This is a genomic window from Kurthia sp. Dielmo (assembly GCF_000307285.2).
Lineage (GTDB): Bacteria > Bacillota > Bacilli > Bacillales_A > Planococcaceae > Kurthia > Kurthia populi.
The window spans coordinates 80,737-85,966 of record NZ_HE578956.1; the positions used below are offsets into that span (position 1 = coordinate 80,737).

Below are 5,230 nucleotides of genomic sequence, written 5' to 3' on the forward strand. Positions count from 1 at the left end.
TTTCGAGTTTTTTTATTCCTTAGCTTTAATGTCCTTGTATGCCTTTGGTGAAACGGCGTACATAATTTTACCGGCGACAATGGCAATAACCGCCACGAGTAAAATTTGAATGATAAATTCAAAAAATGAATTTACTGGTAATTTTAGGCGTAGCATGACCATGAATGCTAAAAAGACACCAAGCGTTGTACCAAAACCATAAATGAAAACAACTTTCTTTTTATCTTGATTGCCAAGTTGGTTTAGAACATAGCGCTGTGTCGCAATGCTTATAAAGCCAACAAAGGCACTAATAATTAATGAAATGATAACCACAAGTGTCACCTCTTAAGCGAATAGATTAAGTGTGGCGATGCGCTCCATTGCTTCGTGAATACGAGCCTCATCAACGAGTAAGCCGACGCGAACATAGCCCTCGCCGTGCTCACCAAAGCCATTACCAGCCGCAACGGCAACATTGGCTTTAGCAAGCAATACATCTGCAAATTCTTCGCTTGTCATACCGCTAGGAACAGGCAGCCATGCAAAGAAGCTACCCGCTGGAATGGTAATGTCCCAGCCGATTTTTGCGGCAGCCTCTTTTAAAGCATGACGACGCGATTCATAAATCGCTAGCTGCTCTGTCACACATTGCTGTGAGGAGGTTAGCGCAACAGCACCGGCATGCTGGATAGCAGGGAATAGACTGCAATAGAGATGGTCCTGAATAAGATTTAAGCCAGCAATCATGTCGCGATTTCCGACTGCAAAGCCAACGCGCCAGCCGGCCATATTATACGTTTTTGATAGCGTATAAAATTCAACACCGATCTCTTTAGCGCCCGCGGTTTGCAGGAAGCTTGGTGGACGAATGCCATCATAGCCAAGTGAACCATAGGCGAAATCATGCATCACTGCAATATCATGCTCCTTGGCTAATGCGACGGTTTCAGCGAAAAATTCGGGTGTTGCAACAGCGCCTGTCGGATTGTTTGGATAGTTGATATACAAAAGCTTTGCAGCCTGTTTTTGTGCCGGAGTTAATGCATTGTAGTCCGGTAAAAACTGATTGTCAGCCGTTAGTGGCATCGTTTCAAATTGGATATTGGCTAGGGCTACACCGGATAAATAATCAGGGTACCCTGGGTCAGGTAATAGCATTGTATCACCCTCATCTAGCATAACCATTGGCAATTCCACTAAGCCTGCTTTGGCACCGAATAAAATGGCGACTTCCGTATTAGGGTCAATATCAACATCGTATTCACGTTTATAAAATGTGGCGATTGCCTCTTTAAACTCTACTGTACCACGAAATGGTGAATATTTGTGCATGCTAGGGTCAGCGGTTGCTTGTTGCATCGCCTCAATAATATGTGTTGGTGTTGGACGGTCTGGGTTCCCTTGTCCTAAGTTAATGACATCGCGTCCTTCTGCCATTGCTTCTGCCACATTTTTTGATAGCTTCGCGAAAAATTGCTCAGGAAGTTGTTGCATCTTTTTTGATAAATTCATGTAGGTGCCTCCAAAAATAATCTATTGTATAATAGAAAGAAATATTCTGAAAATTATTCTCATAGTAGACCTTTTTCAGAAAAATGTCTATAGGTGGTGTCGTGATGAAATTAGGCTGTATTCAATTTAAAGTCGCAACAGGCGATGTAGAAAAAAACTATGCACGCGTAAATGAATTGGTACGCGAAGCACACGCAAAAGGTGCAGAACTCGTCGTTTTACCAGAGATGTGGAATTCAAGCTATGCACTGAAAAAATTAGACGAGCTAGCAGATCCAAATGGTGAGCGCGCAAAGAAATTTTTAAGTGAGCTTGCGAAGGAGTTAGGCATTCATATCGTTGGTGGCTCTGTTTCGACGAAAAAAGGCGACAAATTTTATAATACGATGCTTGTGTTTAATAAAGACGGTGAGCAGGTTGGTGAATACGACAAAGCACATTTATTCCGCTTGATGGATGAGCATTTATATTTAGCAGCGGGCTCAGGACAAAATAATTTCAAATTAGGTGACTTAGATGCGGCGGGCGTCATTTGCTATGATATTCGTTTCCCAGAATGGCTACGCCTCCATGCGCTAAACGGTGCGAAGGTCATTTTCGTTTCGGCACAGTGGCCAACACCTCGCATTGATCATTGGAAAACATTATTACAAGCGCGTGCGATTGAAAATCAATGCTTTATCGTTGCGGTAAATCGTACAAGTCATAAGCCAGAAAACTTTAACGGCAACTCAATGGTGATTGAACCGTGGGGTGAAGTATTATGGACGGGTGATGCAGAGGAAGAGCTAGCGATTGTCGATGTTGATTTTGATAAGGTCGATGAGGTACGCAAAAAAATTCCTGTGTATGATGACCGTCGCCCAGAGCTATATCAAGATATTTTGAAAAATTAAGTTTTTTCTGAAAAAATATTGACAATGGACGTAAAAAGAAATACTATTGATGACATAATCATAAAAACAACTAAATAACTAGGATTTATCAAGAGCGACGGAGGGATAGGCCCGATGATGTCCAGCAACCCCCATTATGGGAAGGTGCTAATTCCTACAGAATGTATTTCTGAAAGATAAATAGCGTTTATTATAGAAAGCGTCTTTCAGAGGAAAGGCGCTTTTTTGTTTTCTGAAAAAGTAATTTTACAAGAATAAGAGGTATGCGCATGATTGAAATAAACAATGTCTCAAAAGTATATCGAGCAAAGAAAAAAGAAGTTATCGGTGTAGATAATGTCAATCTTACAATTAATGACGGCGAAATATTCGGAATAGTCGGATATTCAGGTGCCGGGAAGAGTTCATTATTACGTTGCATCAATTTATTGGAGCAGCCAACAGATGGTGAGATTTTAGTTGATGGTCAAAATTTAATGACACTATCAGGTAAAGAACTACGGCAGGCACGCCTAAAAATCGGTATGATTTTTCAGCATTTCCACTTGATTGACCAAAAGACAGTCGGTGAAAATATTGAGTTTTCATTAAAGGCTGCGAATGTCGCAAAAGACAAACGCGAAGCACGCATTAAGGAACTACTCACAATGGTTGGGCTGTCTGATAAGAAGGACGTTTTTCCCGGTCAGCTATCAGGTGGTCAAAAGCAACGTGTAGGTATCGCAAGAGCGTTAGCGAACGAACCAACGATTTTATTATGTGATGAAGCCACATCCGCACTCGACCCGACGACAACGACAGCCATTTTAAAATTATTGAAAAAAATTAATCGTGAGCTTGGTATCACCATCGTCTTAATCACGCATGAGATGGAAGTAGTCAAAGAGATTTGTGATCGCATGGCAATTATGCAAAACGGACGTGTTGTCGAGCATGGCAGTGTGTACGATATTTTTGCCAATCCAACAAACCCATTAACGCAGGAATTTATCGGCAGTGTTGTGTCCTTTGATATTCCATCAGAAATTATGCATACATTTAATGGCACTATCGTCAAAGTATTATTTAAGGGCGATACCGCAGGGCAAGGAATTATTTCCGATATGCTACAGCAATTTGAAGTACGAGGAAATTTCCTTCACGGTACGATTGAGTACATACAAGAGCGTCCACTCGGCATCTTCATCATGGAATTAATCGGTGACGGACAAGATATTAACCGCGCCATTACGTATATGGAATCTCGCGGCGTAACAGTGGAGGTGCAGTAATATGTTTGATTTCGCTCATTTTACATCGATGCTCCCAGACATTTGGACATCCTTTGGCCAAACGCTATTAATGGTTGGCATTTCATTAGTAGTCGTACTCGTTATTGGGTTGCCACTTGGCTTATTATTATTCATCACAAGTCATGGTTTTTTCGCCGTACGTAACTCCGGCAAAAAGGTAAATCGCATCGTCAATAATGTGTTAAGTTTTGTAATTAACTTTGTGCGCTCGATTCCATACATTATTTTATTAGTCGCACTTATTCCGTTAACTAAAGTGCTTATTGGTGACACAACAGGTCCACTCGCTGTGAGTGTTTCGTTATCTGTTGCGGCCATTCCATTTTTCGCACGACTTGTCGAAACATCATTAAAAGAAATTAGTAAAGGGGTTATCGAAGCGGCAATCGCAGCAGGTGCCTCTCCTTGGTTAATCATCAAGGAAGTATTATTACCAGAAGCAAAATCAGGGATTATTCAAGGCATTACGATGACAATCATTAGCTTGATTGCGTACTCTGCGATGGCAGGTACAATCGGCGGCGGTGGTGTCGGAGACTTAGCGATTCGCTTCGGTTACTATCGCTATGACGATACGATTATGATTGCAACGATTGTTATTTTAGTTATTCTCGTTCAGGCTGTACAAATCTTGGGCGATACGATAGCAAAAAAAGTGAATAGAAAATAGGGGGATTTGAATATGAAAAAGTGGTTAGTAGCAGTTTTGTTAGTTATTGTGACCGCAGCACTTGCGGCGTGTGGTAGCGGTGACGCGAAAGATACAGACAAGGAAACAACGTCAAAAGAAATTACAATCGGTGCAACAGCCGGTCCATATAGCGATATGCTGAAAAAGGCCATTGTTCCAGGTCTTGAGGAGAAAGGCTACAAAGTAACATTAAAAGAATTCAGTGATTATATCCAACCAAACAATGCATTAGATAACGGCGATATTGATGCCAACCTATTCCAGCACTCTGTATACTTAGAAAACTTCAATAAAGAAAATGATACAAAATTAAAAGCATTAATTATCGTGCCAACAGCTCCAATGGGCTTCTTCTCTGAAAAATATAAAACGATTGATGAATTACCAGAAGGCGCTAAAATCTCAATTGCAAATGACCCATCAAACTTAGCACGTACGCTGAAATCATTAAAAGAACAAGGCTTAATCGAAATTAGCGACGATGTAGATCCATTAGTCGCGTCAACAAAAGATATTACGAAAAATCCGAAAAACTTTGAGTTTAAAGAAATCGAAGCGGCTGGCTTACCACGCGCAATCGAAACATCTGATTTAGCGGGTGTCCCAGGAAACTTCGCATTAGCAGCCAACTTAAACTTAGAAGATGCGGTATTTTTAGAAGATATGCCAGATCAATTCCGTAATGTTGTCGCAGTACGCGAGGCAGACGAGAATTCACAGTTATCAAAAGATATTAAAGCCGTAGTTGAATCAGCAGATTTCGAAAAAACAATCGATACAGAATTTAAAGGCTTTGGTAAACCAGACTGGATGAAAAAGAAATAACATGTAGTACAAGCGTGGCTGGGACAAAACAT

Annotated in this window: 6 protein-coding genes and 1 riboswitch; of the genes, 4 read left to right on the forward strand and 2 right to left on the reverse strand. The window is 41.0% G+C overall.

The annotated features are described in order from the left end of the window. Positions 1-12: 12 nt before the first annotated feature. Both KTHG_RS00845 and KTHG_RS00850 read right to left on the reverse strand, forming a co-directional pair. Positions 13-315, reverse strand: a complete 303-nt coding sequence (locus KTHG_RS00845; protein WP_020189021.1) for a hypothetical protein — start codon at positions 313-315, stop codon at positions 13-15. Positions 316-327: 12 nt separating this feature from the next. Beyond that, entirely contained in the window at positions 328-1,494 is a 1,167-nt protein-coding gene (locus tag KTHG_RS00850) for a pyridoxal phosphate-dependent aminotransferase (RefSeq protein ID WP_020189022.1), read from the reverse strand. Positions 1,495-1,598: 104 nt separating this feature from the next. On the opposite strand from KTHG_RS00850, the gene KTHG_RS00855 reads away from it, so the two are divergent. The 4 genes from KTHG_RS00855 (at position 1,599) to KTHG_RS00870 (ending at position 5,198) form a co-directional block, all read left to right on the forward strand. Continuing rightward, positions 1,599-2,390: a carbon-nitrogen family hydrolase gene (locus KTHG_RS00855; protein ID WP_020189023.1), complete on the forward strand. Its 792-nt coding sequence runs from the start codon at positions 1,599-1,601 to the stop codon at positions 2,388-2,390. An 82-nt stretch (positions 2,391-2,472) separates the two neighbouring features. Next, positions 2,473-2,573: riboswitch (SAM riboswitch) on the forward strand. Between the two features lie 86 nt (positions 2,574-2,659). After that, positions 2,660-3,661 carry a methionine ABC transporter ATP-binding protein gene (locus tag KTHG_RS00860; RefSeq protein ID WP_020189024.1) on the forward strand — a complete coding sequence of 334 codons (1,002 nt, stop codon included), beginning with the start codon at positions 2,660-2,662 and terminating at the stop codon, positions 3,659-3,661. A gap of 1 nt (position 3,662) precedes the next feature. Further along, positions 3,663-4,352: a methionine ABC transporter permease gene (locus KTHG_RS00865; RefSeq protein ID WP_020189025.1), complete on the forward strand. Its 690-nt coding sequence runs from the start codon at positions 3,663-3,665 to the stop codon at positions 4,350-4,352. Positions 4,353-4,364: 12 nt separating this feature from the next. Then, complete coding sequence (locus KTHG_RS00870; RefSeq protein WP_020189026.1) at positions 4,365-5,198, forward strand: MetQ/NlpA family ABC transporter substrate-binding protein; 834 nt, start codon at positions 4,365-4,367, stop codon at positions 5,196-5,198. The last annotated feature ends 32 nt before the right edge of the window (positions 5,199-5,230 follow it).